Below are 19,922 nucleotides of genomic sequence, written 5' to 3'. Positions count from 1 at the left end.
TCGTTTCCATTCTTGATAGTTTACATCGGAAAAAGAACCATTCTAATACTAGAATAAAAAAAGCACGCGAAGCCCCATATACAGGAGTTTCGCGTGCTTCTATTTTTATATATTAAGCGCTATGCTCAGCGACAGCATTCGTTTTAGTTACTGTAAGATCAAAACGATCAGCGTTCATTACTTTTACCCAAGCAGCGATAAAGTCATTAACAAATTTTTCTTTGTTATCTTCTTGCGCATACACTTCAGCAATCGCACGTAAAATGGAGTTTGAACCGAATACTAGGTCCACTCTAGTTGCTGTTTTTGCAACTTCACCTGTCTTACGATCACGTCCTTCATATACGATTCCGTCTACAGCTTTCCATTCTACACCCATGTCGAGTAAGTTCACGAAGAAGTCGTTCGTAAGTGTTCCTACACGATCAGTGAATACACCGTGATCCGTACCATCATGGTTCGTACCTAACACACGCATACCACCAATCAGAACGGTCATTTCTGGTGCTGTAAGGCCTAGAAGTTGTGCCTTGTCTACAAGAAGCTCTTCTGAAGTAACACTGTACTCTTTCTTCTGGTAGTTGCGGAAACCATCAGCAACAGGCTCAAGTACATCAAAGCTTTCTGCATCTGTTTGTTCTTGTGTTGCATCACCACGACCAGGTGCGAACGGAACGGTTACATCAAAACCTGCTGCTTGTGCTGCTTTTTCTACTGCCGCAGAGCCACCTAGTACGATTAAGTCAGCAAGGCTAACTTTCTTCTCTAGATTGCTTTGAACTTCTTCAAGCACAGAAAGAACTCTTTGTAGTTGTTCTGGTTGGTTTACTTCCCAATCCTTCTGTGGAGTAAGGCGGATACGGGCACCATTGGCACCACCACGATTATCTGAGCCACGGAAAGTACTTGCTGAAGCCCAAGCAGTTGTCACTAGCTCACCAATTGTAAGTCCAGAGTCAAGGATCAATACCTTAATTTTTGCTACTTCTTCTTCCGTTAATTCATAATCAACCGCTGGTACAGGATCTTGCCAGATAAGATCTTCTTCTGGAACTTCAGGACCAAGGTATCTTGATTTAGGACCCATGTCACGGTGTAAAAGTTTGAACCATGCGCGAGCAAATGCATCAGCAAACTCATCAGGATTTGCATGGAAACGACGTGAAATCTTCTCATAAATTGGGTCATGACGTAAGGCTAAATCAGAGGTAAACATAACAGTCGGAACTTTTTTAGATGAATCTGCTGCATCTGATGCAAGATCTTTTTCAGCAGGATCAACGGCCATCCACTGATATGCTCCAGCAGGGCTCTTCGTTAACCACCATTCATATCCAAATAATAAATCAAAGAATCCATTATCCCACTGTGTTGGATTCGCCGTCCAAGAACCTTCAAGACCACTAGAGATGGTATCCCCACCTTTACCACTACCATGAGTGCTTAACCAACCTAAGCCTTGTGCTTCAAGAGGAGCAGCTTCTGGATCTGGACCAACATGAGCTGCATCTCCTGCACCGTGTGCCTTACCAAAAGTATGACCACCAGCGATTAATGCAACGGTTTCTTCATCATTCATTCCCATACGACCGAATGTTTCACGAATGTCATGTGCGCTTTTTAATGGATCTGGCTTGCCATTTGGACCTTCTGGGTTTACATAGATCAGACCCATTTGAACAGCAGCAAGTGGATTTTCAAGCTCACGTTCACCAGTGTAACGGTTATCACCTAGCATTTCAGTTTCAGAACCCCAATAGATATCTTCTTCTGGATGCCAAATGTCTGCACGTCCGCCTCCAAATCCAAATGTCTTTAAGCCCATTGATTCAAGTGCCACGTTTCCTGTTAAAAGCAATAAGTCAGCCCAAGAAATCTTGTTCCCATACTTTTGCTTAATTGGCCATAATAGTCTACGTGCTTTATCAACGTTCACGTTGTCAGCCCAGCTGTTCAGTGGAGCAAAACGCTGATTGCCTGTTCCACCGCCACCACGACCGTCACCAGAACGGTATGTACCAGCTGCGTGCCAAGACATACGAATAAACATTGGACCATAATGACCATAGTCAGCAGGCCACCAATCTTGGCTGTCTGTCATTAGATTGCGAAGATCTTGCTTTAGTGCCTCGTAGTCTAATTTTTGAAATTCTTCTGCATAATTAAAGTCTTCTCCTAAAGGATTAGATTTCTTGTCATGCTGACGTAGTATATTTAAGTTTAACTGATTTGGCCAAAAATCTTTATTTGTTGTACCGCTAGATTTAGGAGTAGTCGTGCTGCCATGGTTAAACGGGCATTTGCCACCGTTTGTAGTGCTAAAACCTTCCATTATATAAATCTCTCCTTTTGTAATGTTTGTATTAGAATAATTACATCTATGAAAATATAATTATTACTTTATAGTTATTATAAAATAAGATTCATTAAATTGAAAGAAATATCTCGTGAAGAATAAATATTTTTTGGATTTCTATCATAATTAACAGGATTATCTAGTTAATATATATGTATTTTTTCAAATAAAAGAAGTCTAATCTTAAAGAAAATCTGAAAGAATAATTGAGAATAAGAGTGTGTAGGGATTTTTAGATGAGAATGATATTTTCTGGTAACAGTTGAAAAGATAGCGTTTAGTGATACCTAGCAGAGTCTTCTAAAGAATTTTTTTGTTAAAATAAGATTATTAGCAAGAATGGATAAGAGGTGTCTGGATTGGATATTAAAACAATTAATAAGATTAGAAAAGGAATCGCTCAAGGATTAAGATACGAGAGAGGGCTACAAGAAAAAAGGGAGCAGAAGTTGTGGAGACATGTTAGTGAGCCTTTTCAATTAGAAAGCATGCTTAACTCTCTTTCAAAGACTGAATTGGATAAAATACGTAAGAATCTTGAATTAAAAGGAATTAGTAACTTGAATAAAGGTGATTTAATAAAGGAACTGGTAATTGCGATTCCAACCCATTTACCCAGGATTCTTTCTAGATTTGACAAAGAAAGGTATGTTCTTTTAAAAAATATAGTGAAACATTCAGGGAAGCTCCCATTGCCAAGGAAAATATCAGTGAAAAAAGTGGAGGCTTTGATGACTTGGGGAGTAATTTTTCCCATCCAGTTAGAAGGGGAAAAGGGATTAGCTGTCCCTAATGAAATTATAGAACAATTTCTTGAGTTAGAGGGTCAGCAATTACAACAAATTATTGACAGAAATACAGAGTGGATTCACCTTACCCAAGGATTGCTTTATTACAATGGGATCATGAACACTTCCCTTCTAGTTGACAGGGTTAGTGAATTAATGAAGCAAGAAATAGATTTCTTAGAATTTTTACATGTATTTACTAGTGCTAGTGACTATTATAAGCAAACCGCTTATTCAGCGTATGGTCTAGTAGATAAGAGAGTGATCGATCAGAAGGAGATTTTTGTTGAAATTGAAAAACGTCCTAGTATAGACTATTACCCTTTTACCAAACAGCAACTTGTCAAAGCTGGTAATCCGGGATACGTTGAAAAAACTAAAGAATTGAAAAGCTTGATTCAATTCTTACAGCAGTATTATGATGTGACGGCTGAGGATACGGAGGATCTTGCTGAAGATTTAAATATCATGATATTTAATGATGGTAGTTTGAACCAAGCGGTCGAGTATTTTGAACAACGATTCGAATTTCCTGATTTGGAATTCGTCCAGGTTCTTGCATATTATCTGACAGAATTATTTAATCACTCGAGGCGGTGGATCTTGAAAGGTCATACACCGAGAGAAATCTCTCAAGGAAGCAACTCAAAAAGTGTTCCATCTGCAGTTCTAGCTAATCCTGGGCCTTCATCCAATGTGATTGACTTTAACAGTCGGAAGACAATCGGTCGTAACGATCCATGTCCATGTGGAAGTGGGAAAAAGTCTAAGAAGTGTTGCGGGAATTCTTGAATATGGGTGCTAAATATCAATTTAGCACCCGCATATACCAGAAGGCTGATCACCTACACATACCGATCCCGACCAGATAACATCCCAAATACCGTTAATATAATCGATACGACAATCAACATAATTAGAGGAACAGTCCATGCATGTGTGAGGTCATATAAATATCCGATAAAAAGTGGACCGACTGCTGCTAGAACATATCCAGTTGATTGTGCCATACCCGATAAAGCGGCTGTCTGTTGGCCGGTTTGAGTACGGAGCCCTATATAAGTAAGTGCTAACGGAAAGCTTCCGCCTAATGCGATTCCAATAAAGATGATACTTACAATTAGAATGGGATAGGTGGAACCCAGCAATAATCCGCTATAACCGATAACAGCAAACAACCCTAGGGAAAAAGAGAGCCATACCTGTGATTGAAAACGACCGGCAAGAACTGGGATAACAAAGCTTGCGGGTAACCCTACGAGCTGTGTGAAGGATAGAAGCCATCCTGCGGTTTCCAGATTTATTCCGTGGCCATGTAAGATTTCCGTTAACCACGAAATCGTGACATAAAAGGAGAAAGACTGAAAACCCATGAATATCGCGATTTGCCAGGCAAGGGATGAACGCCATATCTGCTTGGAAGCCGTTCTTTGCTTCAGTTGGCTTTCGCTTTTCCCTTCTTCTTTATATTTAAAAAGAAACCCCCACAAGATAAGAGCGATAATTACTGGTATCCCCCAAACAATTTGTGCTCCCTGCCACCCAAGATCCCCATCAACAGCTAAAGGGATGCTGATTCCTGATGCTAATGAGGCAATTAACCCCATGGAAGTAGAGTAAACACTTGTCATCAACCCGAATTTTTTAGGAAAACGCTCCTTCACTACCGCGGGCAAAAGGACATTTCCTATCGCGATGCCTAAACCGACCAAAAGAGTTCCAGTGAAAAGTAAAAAAGGTGTGGGAATCGAGCGAATGGAAATGCCGATCAAAAGAGTGGTTAATCCAATCAATAAAGTCCCTTCATTTGTTAGTCGGCCAGCTATCTTAGGAACCAGAGGGGACATGACAGCAAATACGACTAACGGCAGGCTCATCAATAGTCCTGCGCTCCAGTGTGCCAGGCCAACATCCTCTTGAATCATCCCAACCAAAGGGCCTAATGATGTGATGGCAGGGCGTAGGTTGAATGCAATAAGGACGATACCCGCGATCAACAAATAGAAATAATTTGAATGTGTATATGCCTTCGTTTTTAGTAATTCCATCAAGTGATCCTCCATTAAGACAAACTTTCTACAGTATAGCATACATAAAGTAGAGGGTTAATAAACAAGTCCTAGTTTCGAGAGGGTCCAGTCCTTATTTCATACCCTATAAATAACTATGGATGCAATCCCATATATATATGAGTAAAAAGCCAACAGGAGAAAAACATTGAATAAACAAAATAGCCAATTTAGATGGGTTGTCTTTGCTACAGTCCTGTTTACTTATTTATTAATGGCGAGCCAGCGAACGGCTCCGGGACTTATTACCGATCAAGTGATGAGGGATTTTCAGGTAACCGCCTCAACAATCGGGTTACTGACCAGTATTCAATTTTTTGTTTACACGGGCTTGCAAATACCGATGGGGATTATGGCCGATCGGTATGGCCCTAATTTTTTCCTCATTGTCGGTGCGATCCTTACAGGGGTAGGAACGATTATTTATAGTCTTGGAACGCATGAATTTGTCCTGTTTTTTGCGAGAATATTGACGGGGACGGGAGATGCAACCATCTGGGTCAATATGGTGTTAATACTAGGGCAATGGTTTAATCGAAAGGAATTTGTTCGTTTAATTGGGTTTGCAGGTATGACTGGAAGCCTAGGTTTCCTTTTAGCCACGGTCCCCTTCTCGGCTTGGATTAGCTTCCTTGGCTGGCGGGCAGCCTTCTTTTCAGCAGGACTGCTCCTATGTCTGTGTGGCCTACTCCTTTATATCGTTCTTTTAAAAAAACCAAAACAGCTTTCTCTGACAAATACGTCTGTAAAAAACGAAATACCAAGAGAAAAAACACTGACTTTATTACGAAGAACTTTTTCCAATCGACAGGTATGGGCGTTATTTTGCTGTCATTTTGGGGTTGTCGGCGCGTATGTAGGATTTATCGGTTCTTGGGCTGTACCGTACGGAATGACGGTGTATGATATGACGCGATCAGATGCAAGTCAGTTTATCATGATTGGGTTGATTGGGGCATTGATCGGAGCTCCGCTAGCTAGCTTTATTTCAAGTCGATTAGGAACGATTAAACGTCCTTATGTGATGGTTCATCTCTTTACTTTGTTGGGGTGGGTTTGCTTTCTCTTCTTTCATGGAAATCCGCCTGTTTTCATGCTTTATTTGCTGTTCTTTATGATTGGATTTGGATTTGGGGCAAGTGCCTTGACGTTTGCACTTGTTCGGCAAACGTTTCCGATCATCGAATCAGGCATTGTTTCTGGGGTTGCCAATACAGGAGGATTTCTAAGTGCCGTCCTTTTGCCAAGCATTTTTGGCATCGTGTTGGATCATTTTCAAGCTTCAAGTGCTATTGCTGAAGGATACTACTACGGATTTTTCATTCCAGTGATCTTTTCTATGATTGGTCTATTGGGAGTTAGCTTGATTAAGGAAAAGCGGCAAGAGGAGGGAAGTGTAATCAGTAACCCAACTTCTTAATATCCAGAGGCAGAACTTATGTATATTAGTATGCATATTCAAAGATTCTATAATCGGGCACTATTGCAAAATAGGTAGAAGGTAGAAAGGGGATTTTTTCCTCCTTTTTTATACGATCAATGACAACCATAATTTTGAGATACTCCCTGTTTGAATATTTAGATACACATGTTGTAAGGTAATTCATAAGGGGTGATACCATGAATGATACCATTGAATTATTAAAAAATCATCGTTCAGTAAGGGCATTTAAACCTGGAGAAGATGTGAGTCAATTCCAGGTGGAATCGATTATTGCAGCGGCTATGGCTGCTCCCAATTGGATTAATGGACAGCAAGTGAGCATTATAGAAGTAAGAGAACCCAAAAAGAAATCAACATTAGCAGAAGCTGCAGGCAATCAAAAGTGGATTGTGGAAGCACCTGTTTTTCTGGTGTTTTGTATAGATTTCTATCGGGCAAAGTTGGCGGCTGAGAAAAACGGACATCCGTTTCAACTTGTTGATGATATTGAAGCGGTGATTGTTGGTTCAACAGATGTTGGAATCGCTCTAGGTAGTGCGGTTATCGCTGCTGAATCGATGGGACTTGGGACCGTTCCGATTGGCGGAGTAAGGAGAAATCTGCAAACCTTTATTGATCTTCTGGATCTGCCAGAGTATGTTTTCCCAGTTTCGGGTCTGGTTATCGGTCATCCGAGAACGATTCCGGATCAAAAACCAAGACTGCCTATGAAGGCAACACACCATAAAGAACGATATCATGCTAATATCCAAAGGGAAGTCATTGACGAATATGACCAGACCATTTCAACTTATATGGGTGAGCGGACAAATGGTCAGGATTCAAGTAATTGGTCCAGTAAGATAGCTCATTTTTATGACAAAGGATTTGAGCAATATGCCAAAAACTCTAGTCCTATGTTGAAGCAACAAGGATTTACATACAAGTAATTACGGGGGAGATTACAAGGTGCCACAATTATTAATTAAAGGAATTTCAGTTGAGCAGGTAAAATCCATTAGTAAACCATTGGTCCAAGAATTGGCAGAACTTTGTGCCTGTGGAACAGATAATTTCACGCTGGAAGTTATGAATTCCACATTTGTTTTTGATGGTGTAGAGGTTCCAGGATATCCATTTATTGAAGTAAAATGGTTTGACCGCGGATTGGAAATTCAAAATGAATTTGCAAACCTCATAACGAAACAGGTTCATTCTCTCGGGATTCCGGAGGTTGAAGTTGCTTTTACTACGTTTAGGGAGTCTGATTATTATCTAAATGGCAGGAGTTTTGCTTAATACAGATTTTGTCATGAAATATTTCCTCACTCTATTTTCATAATAAGAAAAGAAGGGGTGATTTTTATGGCAAAACGAAATGGTAAAACAGACGCTCAGCAAAAGAATAAGCAGGGGTTTGATTCAAGCAAAACCGATACAGAATTCGGTAAAGAGCATGGAAGTGCTGCTGCAAACCGAGCACACAAAGAAAAGGCCAAAAAAGAAAAAGCATCTAAAAACCAAGGCGAATGGAAAGGGATGCATTAATTTATTGTTATAGCAATATCTAGGGACTCTCGTACATGTAGGAGAGTCTTTTTTACTTTATTTAATTCTAGGAGGAAAAAGCTAAGTGGTACAGAATAGATTGTAGAATAGGATTATATTTGTAGCAGTTATCGATGAACAGACAGGAGGTATAAAGTGGTGAAATCAATAGCTGTGTATTGCGGATCGAGTAATGGGGCTTCTAGTATTTATCTAGAAGAGGCAAAGAAGCTAGGTAAGGAATTGGCTAAAAGAAATATTACACTTATATACGGTGGGTCGAGTATTGGACTAATGGGTGTGGTTGCTGACTCCGCTTTAGAGATGGGAGGAAAAGTAATTGGCGTTATGCCAAGATTTTTAGATAATCGAGAAATCTCTCATAAAAGCTTATCAGAACTTCTTGTCGTGGAGACGATGCATGAAAGAAAGGCAAAGATGGTCGAGTTAGCCGATGGATTTATTGCTTTGCCAGGTGGTGCTGGGACTATGGAAGAATTCTTTGAAGTTTATACTTGGGCACAGGTAGGACTACATAAAAAGCCAATCGGTCTTCTAAATACAAATAGATATTATGATCCTCTTATAGCCTTACTTAATCATATGAATAAGGAACAGTTCCTACAGGATCAATATCGATCTATGGCACTTATTGATGAGCACCCAGCAGGACTGCTTGATCAGTTTAGGAATTATGAATCACCCCCGGTAAAAACATATTAACTGAAAGTTGTGGAATTAGTTCTATAGAAGAAAGGGTAAAGCAATATAAATTGGTCACATCACAAGACACATCCATTTGGACAACATTAATTCCACTTACATCAATCGAATGTAGTCAGCTTAAAGCACAGTGGAAAATGGGTGTAGAGTTTTATTGTAATTAGATGATGTAAGGGTAGCTATGGTGAAGTGACAGCTACTCTTTTTTGTTTGTTTAGGTGGTCATGAAGAATCGCAAATAAGTCTCGGGAATCGCAAATAAATTTGTAGAATCGCAAATAAGTCCCGGGAATCGCAAATAAATTTTTAGAATCGCAAATAAAATTCTGGAATCGCAAATAAGTTTGTAGAATCGCAAATAAATTTTTAAAATCGCAAATATATGCCTAATAGAAGGAGCTCGAAGGGAAAAACGAGCAAGAAGGTGGTTTCATTCGGTTAAATAGCCCTCTATAATACCAAAAAGTACTTAATTCCGGCCAGTTTTATAAAAATATTGTCCTGAAAGCCCATGGAGTCGTGAGGGTGGAGCCAAGAGACGAAATGAGCCGATGACCAAAGGTTTTTTTATATAGGTTCAGCCTATCAATTCCTCCTAAAATATCAATTAGTCTTATGCTTTTGACAGGACTATAATTACTTTATAGAACTTGTGAAGTATTGAGCAACATGAGTCAAAATATGTGAATGATTGAGCAAACATTATAGGAGGGCTAAAAAAATGTCAAATTACGAAAAGCTTTTTTCACCCATAACGATTCAAAGAATGACGTTGAAAAACCGTATTGTTATGCCTCCAATGGGAACAAATTTTGCAGGACCGAACGGTGAAATCACAGATGAACATATATCGTATTACGAGCAACGAGCCAAAGGTGGTACAGGATTAATTATTCTTGAAAATGCGTGCTTAGCGTTTCCACTCGGATCAAACGGAACGACACAGCTTCGAATTGATGAAGATCGATTTATTCCAGGTTTGTACCGATTAACGGAAAGACTGCATAAGCATGGAGCATCTGTAGCGGTTCAGATTAACCATGCTGGAGCTTCTGCGGTACCTGATCGGATTGGTGGTCAGCCGGTGTCCTCTTCCCATATTCCATCGAAGACGGGTGGCGCAATTCCGAGATCTCTTGAAAAGGATGAGATTTTAGAAATCGTGAATCAGTACGGGAAGGCAGCCAGGAGAGTAGTGGCAGCTGGTTTTGATGCAGTAGAAATCCATGCAGGACACTCGTATCTTCTTTGCCAATTCTTATCTCCTGTGTATAATAAGCGGACAGATGAGTTTGGTGGAAGTTATGAAAACCGTGCAAGAATTGTTCGAATGGTCATTGACCGAATTCGTGAAGAAGTGGGTCCATTTTTCCCAATCAGCTTACGATTTAGTGCGGAGGAATTTGTAAAGGGTGGCAACACGTTAGAAGATACGTTAAATATCCTTGAGTATCTAAGTGAAGGAGTAGATATTTTTAATGTGTCTGCTGCCCTGAACGATACGCTTCAATTCCAAATCGACCAGATGAACCTTCCTGATGGCTGGCGTTCTTATATGGCAAAGGCAGTAAAAGATAAATTCAATAAGCCGACGATCGCAACAGGAAATGTACGAAATCCACAAATAGCGGAATCGATTTTACAAAATGAAGAAGCCGACTTAATCGGGATGGGACGTGGCTTGATTGCAGAACCGAACTGGGTCAAGAAGGTACAAGCAGGTGAGGAAGAATTTTTAAGAAAATGTATTTCATGTAATATCGGCTGTGCAGGACATCGTATTGCATTGAATCGTCCGATTCGTTGTACGATCAACCCAGATTTATTCCATGGTGATGACTATAAGGAAAGAGAAATCACTAGACCAGTGAATGTAGTGGTCATCGGTGGAGGAACAGCGGGACTTGAAGCGGCTTGTACCGCAGCAGAGGTTGGCTGTACAACAATTCTTTTTGAACAGAAGCCATATTTAGGTGGATTAGCACGAGAGATTTCTAGACTACCTGAGAAGAAGAGAATCGAAGACTTCCCTAATTATTTGGTGAAACGAAGTGAAAGATTACCGAACTTGATTCCTTTTACCAATACAAAGGCAGATATACAGTTAATCGCAAGCTATAAGCCGGACGTGATCGTAAATGCAACGGGATCCACGCCTCTTCTTCCACCAATCAAAGGGCTTCACGAACATATTGATCAGCCGAATGGAAAGGTGTTCTCGATCTTTGGATTGTTAAAACAGGTGGATTCATTTACCGAGTTTGTTGGCAAAAAGATAGCCGTTATCGGTGGCGGGGCTGTTGGCTTGGATGTGGTGGAGTTTTTTGCTGAAAGAGGAGCGGAAGTGACCATGGTCGAGAGAATGCCACTCGTTGGAAAAGACTTAGACCATATTACGAGAATCTCCATGATGACGATGTTAAAAGAGAGACAGGTAGATGTGCGAGTAGAGACTTCCTTGATGGAAGTAGCGGAAGATCATTTCAAGGTTTCGTACGAGGGTGTTGAGTCGACTATTGAATTTGATTACGGGTTTGTTTGCTTAGGAATGAAGTCAGAAAATCCAATTCTTGCCGACCTTCAATCATATTTTCCTCATATTGAGGTTCTTAATATTGGCGATAGCTGGGGAGTTCGAAAAATTCTTGATGGTGTAAGAGAAGGAAGAAATATCTTAACCACCCTTGAAAAATTGGGGGCTCTTCCAACAGAAGAAGTAGAGGTAAAGGTTCCGGTCTTTGCTTAATAAATGTGTCCACTCTTAAAGGGTGGACTTTTTTTTATTTATCGAATCTTTTTCCAGTTTTTCACGTAATACTAACATGAGGAAGGAGGGGTGAGTATATGTCAAAAACAAAACGAGTGATGGTAGGTATTACATCAACGGCTCTTGTCCTAGGAATGGCAGGTTGTGGATCGGGCGCTGAGGAGTACACGTATACAGAGGATATTCCAGATCCGCCAGAGGACACAAGCTGTTCAGATTGGGAATGGGATGCAGAAGATGGTGTATGGGAATGTGATGATTACGATTCAAATTATTATGGGCATTATTTCTATGGCGGTCGTTATTACAAAGGAAAAAGTGCTCTTAAGGCAAGCAAAGATTATATCTCATACAAAAACAGCTCTTCCTTTAAAGGAAGTACGTCAAGTGGAACCGTGAAAAATAGTACGGGATTTGGAAAGGGATCGACGAGCTCAGGAGGGTAATGCCAAGCCCCATTATAGAAAGGGAGATTATATACATGAACTTATATTTAAATTTTGCCTCTTATTTAGGAGTGGCAGTCCTTCTGATGATTGCAGGAATTCTATTGTTTACGTTAAGTACGCCAAAGCTAAGGGAATTCAAACTAATTGCTGAAAAGAATGTTTCCGCTGCCTTGTTGCTAGGAGGAAAGGTCATCGGTTTAGCGATTGTCCTTGGAGCTGCCGCGGAGTACTCGGTATCGTTGGTCGACATGGTCATCTGGGGAGCGATTGGAATCATTGCTCAAATTATTGTGTTTATTTTAGCAGAGGTGATTACGATTCGATTTAGCATTGCCAAGGCGATTGAAGAAGATAATCGTGCCGTTGGTGTGATGCTATTATCGTTATCACTTGCTATCGGAATTATGGTGGCGAAATGTCTATCGTACTAAAAGGGGCCAAATGATGAAACGATTAACGTACTATCTTGATAAGGGAAATGACGAGTATACCCCGCTATATGAATATACAACTGCAACCGTTGGTGTGGATGAGCTATATGCTAGACAGCTTTGCACGTACTTTATTATGCGTGGAAGACAGTATGAGCTTTTCTCTACAGAAATGGATGGAGACGAAGAACAGTTAATCATCAGAGATAAGGGGAGAAATCCACATGTCGCGGATGAAAAAGGCTACCAGGGAAAAGGTCTACATATAGAGATTCGTAGATTTCGAGAAGAAGAGAACTACAAGCTCCTTACCTCGCTCCCATGTGATAGCCATTTTGATGTGATTCGTTATTTGTTAAAGGACATTGTTGATGTACCCGGGCTAGGGTATAAGCAAGTCACCTCTACAGAGATTGATGAAGATCGAGGAGTTTATGTGTTGTATGTTAAAGAGGTTGGAGAGGATTCGGAGTGACGAGTAGTTATCGTGAAAAAAGAAGCCATTTTTACAAGGGAATCAAGGATTTTTGGGCAGATTTATATGGAGAAGAGTATGCCCTTTACGACATGCATTTGTTTGAAACCTCAGAAGTGGATCATATTCGCCTTGTAAGTAATCGAGTGGGTCATATTTTCTTTAAGGTGTGCCGACTTTTGCGTGAAGTGCCTGATGAAACCTTTCTTGAAATGGGCTTTCCGAGTGAAACCCTTTCTTTTCTCCGATTAAAAACACATCAAGCTGAGAGCGTAATTTCTCGGCTTGATCTCATCCCAACAAGTGATGGATACAAGTGTATTGAAATTAATGCGGATACACCGACTTTTATAAAGGAGCTATTTGCCGTCAATGAAGAGGTGTGCAGAGAGTTTTCTGTGGAAAATCCAAACGACAAAATGGAAGAACGTCTACGACAAGCCGTTAGAAGTAGCATAATGGAGGGGCTCGAGGGAAAAGGACTGATTTCACCGAATATCGTTTTTACCGCACATGATGATCATGTAGAAGATCGTGAGACCGTACGCTATCTTCAACAATTATCTGGACTTCCTTCTAAATTCACGCCACTTCATCAACTTCAAATACAAAAGGGAATCGGGCTTTTTGATGAAAAGGGAAGCAGAATTGATGTACTTTATCGTCAGACTTTCCCGGTAGAGAACTTAATTTCGGATCAAGACGAAGATGGAAATCCTATTGGAGTATGGCTATTAGAGTTAGTGGAGCTTGGGAAACTTGTGTTAATTAACCCTCCCTCTGCCTTTTTACTTCAAAATAAAGCGGTACAGGCCGTTATTTGGGGGCTGCATGAGGAAGAGCATCCTTTTTTTACAAGGGAAGAACATGAATGGATTGAAGCATATTTCCTTCCTACTTTTCTAGAAGAGGTCCCCTTTTTACAAACCGATCAATCGTATGTAAAAAAACCTTCATTCGGAAGAGAAGGGGATACGGTGGAAATCTTTAAAAGCAGCGGACAATTAGCACATGCCAATACCGAACGCAATTATACGAATTATGTGGCTGTTTATCAGAAGTATGTGGAGTCCCAAACGGTTCGTTTTAATAGTGAAAAGGGCATGCAAAATGGGAAGTTGTTAATTGGCAGTTTTCTTTTGAATGGAAAGTCCGCTGCACTAGGTTGCCGTGTAGGAGGGGAAATTACGAATAATCTTTCGTATTATCTGCCAGTTGGGATGAAGGGAGGAAAGTAGACATTGTGGATTTTACATCGAATTTATTCGAAAATGTCTAGGTTAAGCTTAACGCATGCTGGAATACTGGCCATTCTCCTTATTATTGTCAGTAGCGTTACGATGAGAATACTAGAGCCGGAGACCTTCCCACGATTTATTGACTCTCTTTGGTGGACAATGACTACGCTTGTCACGGTTGGCTATGGTGATTTCTTTCCTGTAACAGATGCAGGCCGAATTTTTACCATGCTCTTAATCTATACCTTTGGAATCGGAGCCATGGGGATTATTATTGGAAAGATTTTCGAAAGCCTCAGCAAATACCGGAAACTGAAGGAGGAAGGGAAATTGTCTTATACAGGGAAAGGTCATTACATATTAATTAGTCCTTCAAAGGAAAAGTTGGAGAAGGTGATGGGTGAAATTCTAACGAGTGAACAAACCAGAGATATCGTAGTCGTGGATCATGCTGACAAGCTACCGCTCGAAGATGAGCGGCTTCATTTTATAAGTGGAAATCCTGCCGAAGAAGAGGTCTTGTTGAAGGCCAATATCTTAGAGGCGAAATCAGTGGCGATTTTCTCAGATGACCGAAATGATCACGCTGAGTATTCGGATGGAAAAACCCTTCTAACCGCTTCCCGAGTTGAACATATCTCTAAAAAGTTTGATCGCAATATTTATACGATTGTTGAAGTGAAAAAAGATAATCATATCACGTTATTCGAGCATGCCAAGGTGGATGAATTTATTCTATCTAATGATTCGGTATCTCGATTAATGGCTCAAGCAGCGATCAATCATGGCTCAAGTTTATTGTTCAAGCAAATGCTGAGTAATACAGATGGTGATAATATCTATGAAATACAAGCGAAGCCTGAGTGGAAGACCTATAAGGATGCGGCCATGGAACTGTTTGATTTAGGAGCAACTCTTCTTTCAGATGGCAGCTCTCTCGATGTAGCGAGGCGTCATAAGGAGAATATTCCAGAGGGTTCCAAGCTATTTATTATTTGCGATGATGAAACCTACCATAAAATTATTGGATAAAGAAAGGCTCACTCCCCAATGAATAAGGAGTGAGCCTTTTATATTTACGTCCAATTTACATATTGGCCAACTTCTATATGAAAATTTGAGATCGTTCCAGGAGGGAGCTCAAGAACAGAATGGGCTTGTTTGATTGGAAGCACGAATTTCCATGGTGGTAAGTGTTCTACTAAATGAACCACTCGATGATGTTGATCAAGGAAAACGGCATCGATCGGAAAATGCATAAAGCACATATGAATGGAGTTACAAGGTGCAATCCACAAACCTTCCTCATGCAACGGCTGCTTTCGAAACATCAAGCCTTTTAACCTAGAACCAAATGACTGAGCTTTCCTTATAGAATAAGGAATCGTTCTGTATATACTACTCTTTTTCACTACATACACCTACATAACCCCCCTAAGAACCGACGTTAAATTTGTAGCTGATTTTATTATAGTTTCTCAGACTAGTGAAAGTTGTCGAATAGTAGTTGATATAAATAAAACAATAGAGTTTTTATATTGTTGAAAAACCTAACAAAAAACAAAAATAAACAAATTTACTATTTTTATATTCAAAAACAAACAAACATGTATTATAATTAAATCAGAAGATAACAAATAGCAATCGGAGGTAATCGGATGGTTAAGAACAATTGGGATGTTGAAGCAGCAGGTCAGGTACAAAAAGGGGTAGAAGAGTTAGTTTATCGTTCAAATCTCATCGGGTCAGATCGTGCCGTATGTAACTGGGGTGGCGGCAACACGTCTATGAAGACTGTGGAGAAGGATTTCCGTGGACGCGATGTTGAAGTGATGTGGGTGAAGGGAAGCGGGTCAGACTTAGCAACGATGAAAGCGCATAACTTCACAGGGCTTAATCTGGAGGATATTCGTCCGTTATTTGAGCGTGAGGAAATGTCAGATGAAGAGATGGTTGCGTATCTTTCACATTGCATGATCGACAGCAAGCATCCAAGAGCTTCAATCGAAACATTATTACATGCATTTTTACCATATAATCACGTCGATCATACGCATCCAGACTCGATCATCAGCCTTTGCTGTGCGGACAATGGGAAAGAGTTAGCAGAAGAAATTTTTGGGAATCGTTTTGTTTGGGTACCTTATATCCGCCCAGGCTTCACCCTTTCAAAAATGATCGCAGAAGGCGTAAGAAATAATCCAAATGCAGAGCTTGTTCTAATGGAAAAACACGGTCTTGTTACTTGGGGGGAAACATCTGAGGAGGCATATGCCAAGACGATCCAAATCATTAGCGAAGCTGAGCAATTTATTAATGACCGCTCTAATGAAGAAACTGTTTTTGGTGGACAACAATATGAATCTCTTAGCGAAGAAGAAGCTACTAGCTTGCTAGCTAAAGTAATGCCTGTGATTCGCGGGGCAGTTAGTGAAGAAAAGAAAATGCTTTTAACGTATGACCGTGGTGAGGATGTTTTACAGTTTGTAAACAGTCGTGATGCGAAGGAGCTTTCTCAAGTTGGGGCTGCATGTCCTGACCACCTTGTTCATACAAAGCGTGTTCCTCTTTATATTGATTGGAATCCACAATCTGGGGATGTAGAAGCACTAGTTTCAGCCATTAAAGAAGGGGTAGAAAGCTTTAAGGCTGAGTACAAAGCGTATTTTGAACGTAACAAGCATGAAGGCGACAAAATGTTTGAGCCAGCCCCACGTGTCATCTTAATTCCTGGTGTAGGTATGGTAAATACAGGGAAAGATGTGGCTAACTCTCGTGTAAGTGGAGCGTTATACCACCGTGCCATTTCTGTTATGAAAGGATCTACCACACTTGGACAGTTCGTTTCATTAAGTGAAAATGAATCATACAATGTTGAGTACTGGCCATTAGAATTATACAAACTTTCTCTTGCACCAGCAGAAGCAGAGTTTTCTAGAAAGGTAGCGTTTGTAACAGGTGGAGCAGGTGGAATCGGAAGTGAAACATGCCGTCGCTTTGTTTCCGAAGGGGCACATGTCGTTGTGGCTGACTTAAACCTTGAAGGAGCAGAAAAAGTAGCAGCCGAAATCAATGAGACATACGGGGCAAACCGTGCACTTGCTGTGAAAATGGATGTAACTAATGAAGAGGCGGTTCAAGCGGCTTTTAATCAAACCGCATTAGCATTTGGTGGCGTGGACATTATCGTGAACAATGCAGGACTTGCGACATCTAGCCCAATTGATGAAACAACTCTTCAAGAGTGGAATTTAAACATGAATGTCCTTGGAACTGGTTATTTCCTAGTTGCTCGTGAAGCATTCAAGCAAATGAAAGAGCAAGCGATTGGTGGAAGCATGGTGTTCGTTGGTTCGAAAAACTCAGTGTACGCTGGGAAAAACGCAGCAGCTTATAGCTCTGTAAAAGCACTTGAAACACATCTTGCTCGTTGTATCGCAGCAGAAGGTGGAGAGTACGGCATTCGTGTGAACTCTGTTCTTCCAGATGCGGTTTTACAAGGATCTGCTATTTGGGGATCTAGATGGCGTGAAGAGCGTGCAGCCGCATACGGAATTGAGCCAGAACAATTAGAGGAACACTACCGCAAGCGTACGACATTACTAGTGAATATTTATCCGAAAGATATTGCCGAATCTATTTGCTTCTTCGCCTCATCTAAATCAGATAAGACAACAGGATGTATGATTACGGTCGATGGCGGAGTACCAGCTGCATTTACAAGATAATTGAATGATATGAAAAAAGATAGTAAGGATGGAATATCCCTACTATCTTTTTTAAAAGAACATTTACTAAAAAATTGTCGATTTATATCAGAAAAAAATCAGGATTAATCCTGATCGATTTGTTGGAGTCAAGAAGCACTGAAGAACGCATTACTTCCCTTTTGAGAAAAGTGTTTCATATGCAGATTTAATAACTCGTCTAACTCCTGGCTACATTTTAGAGTTTGGTAGCTACCAATACCTGTGATAGAAGCAACTTCAACCATTTTCTTCTTCTTTTTATCTATTTGATTTAAAAGTAATAATTCAAGAGATATCTTGTCCATGGTAAGTAAACTCCTAGTTAAGAAATTTAGTAATTCTTTAAAATAATTATACTAGACTTTAATCATTTTGAAATAGAATCGACAAACGTTCCCAAACAAAGACAAAATTCTATGCTATTATTTTTGTTTATTACTGTTTGTAAGCGAATACATTGGAATGTATAGTAGTTGAAGGGCTAAAGGGGGCATTAATATGGATTTTTTATCGCCAATTAAAGCGACAAAAAAAGCAAGAATCGGTTTATATACGATTGGTTTGAAAGCGTATTGGGGACAGTTTGAAGGATTGAAAGAAAGATTGATTGAATACGGTATCTTTATAGAGAAAAAGATGAGCGTGTACGGCGAAGTCTATAATTTTGGATTGGTATTGGTAGACTCGGAGGGAGCAGCAAGACGTAGAAGTATATTAAGAATAAAAATGACTTGCAGAACTTATCATCTGTAAGTCATTTTTTTTGTCTTTATGAGCACCAGACGAACACTCAAGCCTCCTTGTCCCTCTGTTCGATAAACTGTTTTCGGTATTCAGCAGGCGTAACGTGAAAATGCTCCTTAAACTTTTTATAGAAGTGGTTGAAATTGGTGTAGCCTACTTCATCCGCAATATGATTGATTTGGAAGGTTGTATTTTCAAGTAATAGTTTTGCCTGGCGCAGTCGAAGTTCTTGAATCATTTCACTAAAGGTCTTACCAAGATTCTCTTTAAAAAACCTACTAAAATAGTTAGGGTGAAAGTGAAAGTGTTCAGCAACCTCGCTAAGGGTGATCGTTAGATAATGTTCCTCCATATAATTAAGAATTTCTACAAGGGAACTCTTTCCCTTTGTTGCATGATTGACTTGTAGGTTACTTTTTTTAGACAACCTCAAAAGTTCCGTAAAAAGAAGGATCACGTTACAATTAATCACTTCAATGGTTGCTACATCAGGGTCCAAGGATTCACACATGGCCGTAGCGATATAATGCCGGATTTTCTCATTTCCATGTGAAGGAAAGTAAAGGTAACGACCATTCATATTCGGTTTATAAATGGCATCGATCACGAATTCCGAAATGAGGTCATTTTCGGTTAAACGAGCTAAAATACTTTGATTAAAATAATCCTTCCGAATCAGAATATTAATGATGATGGATTCTTCTGATACTCTATTGATGGTGTGAACCACATCCGTATCCAATATGGTTAGGTCACCCTCCTCCATTCTCACCACCTGTTCATTAATTACCTGGGTAAGACCTCCCCTGTATGCATAGCTAACTTCTAGAAAATCATGTTTATGAGGAACCACATCTATAAAACGAGCATGCTTCATGAAGGTGATTTTTTCCGTATTCTTCATAAATAAATCAGCTGAAAGAATATCTCCCGTCTCTTCGGCATACTTCGAATTTCCTGCAAGTGGACGATTCATTAAATTCAATATGTCTTTAAGATTGGACATTTCTGTTTGAATAGCAATGGTTTCAATTTCATTATAGGATTTTAAATACTCTTCTAAGTCTGCAACAAACATATCAATCCACTCCAAGTAAAGTTAAGATTTGTTATAAAACAAGATATAATTTGATATTAAAAATTCAGATAAGTTTAGATAAGA

General features: G+C 39.9%; 19 protein-coding genes. 14 read left to right on the top strand and 5 right to left on the bottom strand.

The genetic code is table 11. The features are described from left to right. Positions 1-112 precede the first annotated feature (112 nt). Complete coding sequence (gene katG / locus ACVBAX_RS14535) at positions 113-2,332, bottom strand: catalase/peroxidase HPI (protein ID WP_447117623.1); 2,220 nt, start codon at positions 2,330-2,332, stop codon at positions 113-115. 383 nt (positions 2,333-2,715) lie between these two features. Here katG and ACVBAX_RS14530 point away from each other — a divergent pair, with 383 nt between their 5' ends. Then, positions 2,716-3,936, top strand: coding sequence for a YecA family protein (locus ACVBAX_RS14530; protein WP_447117622.1), 1,221 nt, complete (start codon positions 2,716-2,718; stop codon positions 3,934-3,936). Positions 3,937-3,989: 53 nt separating this feature from the next. Here the strand turns inward: ACVBAX_RS14530 and ACVBAX_RS14525 are convergent, their stop codons facing one another. Then, the gene (locus ACVBAX_RS14525; RefSeq protein WP_447117621.1) at positions 3,990-5,192 is read right to left on the bottom strand and encodes a CynX/NimT family MFS transporter; all 1,203 of its coding nucleotides are present in this window, start codon (positions 5,190-5,192) and stop codon (positions 3,990-3,992) included. A gap of 169 nt (positions 5,193-5,361) precedes the next feature. On the opposite strand from ACVBAX_RS14525, the gene ACVBAX_RS14520 reads away from it, so the two are divergent. The 11 genes from ACVBAX_RS14520 to ACVBAX_RS14470 all read left to right on the top strand — a co-directional run bounded on the left by ACVBAX_RS14520 (position 5,362) and on the right by ACVBAX_RS14470 (position 15,299). Then, positions 5,362-6,633 (top strand): MFS transporter, encoded by a 1,272-nt coding sequence (locus tag ACVBAX_RS14520; protein WP_447117620.1) that lies wholly within the window; start codon positions 5,362-5,364, stop codon positions 6,631-6,633. Between the two features lie 200 nt (positions 6,634-6,833). After that, positions 6,834-7,586 (top strand): NADPH-dependent oxidoreductase, encoded by a 753-nt coding sequence (locus ACVBAX_RS14515; RefSeq protein ID WP_447117619.1) that lies wholly within the window; start codon positions 6,834-6,836, stop codon positions 7,584-7,586. A 19-nt stretch (positions 7,587-7,605) separates the two neighbouring features. Continuing rightward, positions 7,606-7,935 carry a DUF1904 family protein gene (locus ACVBAX_RS14510; RefSeq protein WP_447117618.1) on the top strand — a complete coding sequence of 110 codons (330 nt, stop codon included), beginning with the start codon at positions 7,606-7,608 and terminating at the stop codon, positions 7,933-7,935. A 66-nt stretch (positions 7,936-8,001) separates the two neighbouring features. Further along, the gene (locus ACVBAX_RS14505; RefSeq protein ID WP_430776236.1) at positions 8,002-8,184 is read left to right on the top strand and encodes a hypothetical protein; all 183 of its coding nucleotides are present in this window, start codon (positions 8,002-8,004) and stop codon (positions 8,182-8,184) included. A gap of 159 nt (positions 8,185-8,343) precedes the next feature. Continuing rightward, complete coding sequence (locus tag ACVBAX_RS14500) at positions 8,344-8,907, top strand: LOG family protein (RefSeq protein WP_447117698.1); 564 nt, start codon at positions 8,344-8,346, stop codon at positions 8,905-8,907. A 721-nt stretch (positions 8,908-9,628) separates the two neighbouring features. Beyond that, positions 9,629-11,653, top strand: coding sequence for an oxidoreductase (locus tag ACVBAX_RS14495; protein WP_447117617.1), 2,025 nt, complete (start codon positions 9,629-9,631; stop codon positions 11,651-11,653). Between the two features lie 98 nt (positions 11,654-11,751). Further along, positions 11,752-12,120 carry an aminotransferase yhxA gene (locus ACVBAX_RS14490; RefSeq protein WP_430776234.1) on the top strand — a complete coding sequence of 123 codons (369 nt, stop codon included), beginning with the start codon at positions 11,752-11,754 and terminating at the stop codon, positions 12,118-12,120. A 35-nt stretch (positions 12,121-12,155) separates the two neighbouring features. Further along, the gene (locus tag ACVBAX_RS14485) at positions 12,156-12,554 is read left to right on the top strand and encodes a DUF350 domain-containing protein (RefSeq protein ID WP_447117616.1); all 399 of its coding nucleotides are present in this window, start codon (positions 12,156-12,158) and stop codon (positions 12,552-12,554) included. Between the two features lie 10 nt (positions 12,555-12,564). Then, positions 12,565-13,029 carry an RNA helicase gene (locus ACVBAX_RS14480; protein ID WP_447117615.1) on the top strand — a complete coding sequence of 155 codons (465 nt, stop codon included), beginning with the start codon at positions 12,565-12,567 and terminating at the stop codon, positions 13,027-13,029. Beyond that, entirely contained in the window at positions 13,026-14,267 is a 1,242-nt protein-coding gene (locus ACVBAX_RS14475; RefSeq protein WP_447117614.1) for a glutathionylspermidine synthase family protein, read from the top strand. The genes ACVBAX_RS14480 and ACVBAX_RS14475 overlap by 4 nt, the downstream gene beginning before the upstream one ends. 3 nt (positions 14,268-14,270) lie before the next feature. Then, a complete protein-coding gene (locus tag ACVBAX_RS14470) occupies positions 14,271-15,299 on the top strand; it encodes a potassium channel family protein (protein ID WP_447117613.1) in 1,029 nt (342 codons plus the stop codon). 44 nt (positions 15,300-15,343) lie between these two features. Here ACVBAX_RS14470 and ACVBAX_RS14465 read toward each other — a convergent pair whose 3' ends face one another. Then, on the bottom strand, positions 15,344-15,688 hold the full coding sequence (locus ACVBAX_RS14465; protein ID WP_447117612.1) for a DUF192 domain-containing protein: 345 nt from the start codon (positions 15,686-15,688) through the stop codon (positions 15,344-15,346). 237 nt (positions 15,689-15,925) lie between these two features. Between ACVBAX_RS14465 and ACVBAX_RS14460 the strand changes: the two genes are divergently transcribed. Then, positions 15,926-17,995 carry a bifunctional aldolase/short-chain dehydrogenase gene (locus ACVBAX_RS14460; protein WP_447117611.1) on the top strand — a complete coding sequence of 690 codons (2,070 nt, stop codon included), beginning with the start codon at positions 15,926-15,928 and terminating at the stop codon, positions 17,993-17,995. A gap of 128 nt (positions 17,996-18,123) precedes the next feature. Here the strand turns inward: ACVBAX_RS14460 and ACVBAX_RS14455 are convergent, their stop codons facing one another. Then, positions 18,124-18,321: an aspartyl-phosphate phosphatase Spo0E family protein gene (locus ACVBAX_RS14455; protein ID WP_447117610.1), complete on the bottom strand. Its 198-nt coding sequence runs from the start codon at positions 18,319-18,321 to the stop codon at positions 18,124-18,126. Between the two features lie 193 nt (positions 18,322-18,514). Between ACVBAX_RS14455 and ACVBAX_RS14450 the strand changes: the two genes are divergently transcribed. Further along, positions 18,515-18,769 (top strand): hypothetical protein, encoded by a 255-nt coding sequence (locus ACVBAX_RS14450; protein ID WP_447117609.1) that lies wholly within the window; start codon positions 18,515-18,517, stop codon positions 18,767-18,769. Positions 18,770-18,806: 37 nt separating this feature from the next. On the opposite strand, the gene ACVBAX_RS14445 is transcribed toward ACVBAX_RS14450, so the two are convergent. Beyond that, positions 18,807-19,838 carry an AraC family transcriptional regulator gene (locus tag ACVBAX_RS14445; protein ID WP_447117608.1) on the bottom strand — a complete coding sequence of 344 codons (1,032 nt, stop codon included), beginning with the start codon at positions 19,836-19,838 and terminating at the stop codon, positions 18,807-18,809. Positions 19,839-19,922 lie beyond the last annotated feature (84 nt).

The organism is Robertmurraya sp. GLU-23 (assembly GCF_052983275.1).
Note: the sequence above shows the minus strand (reverse complement) of the source record. Positions and strands in the feature narration are given on the sequence as shown.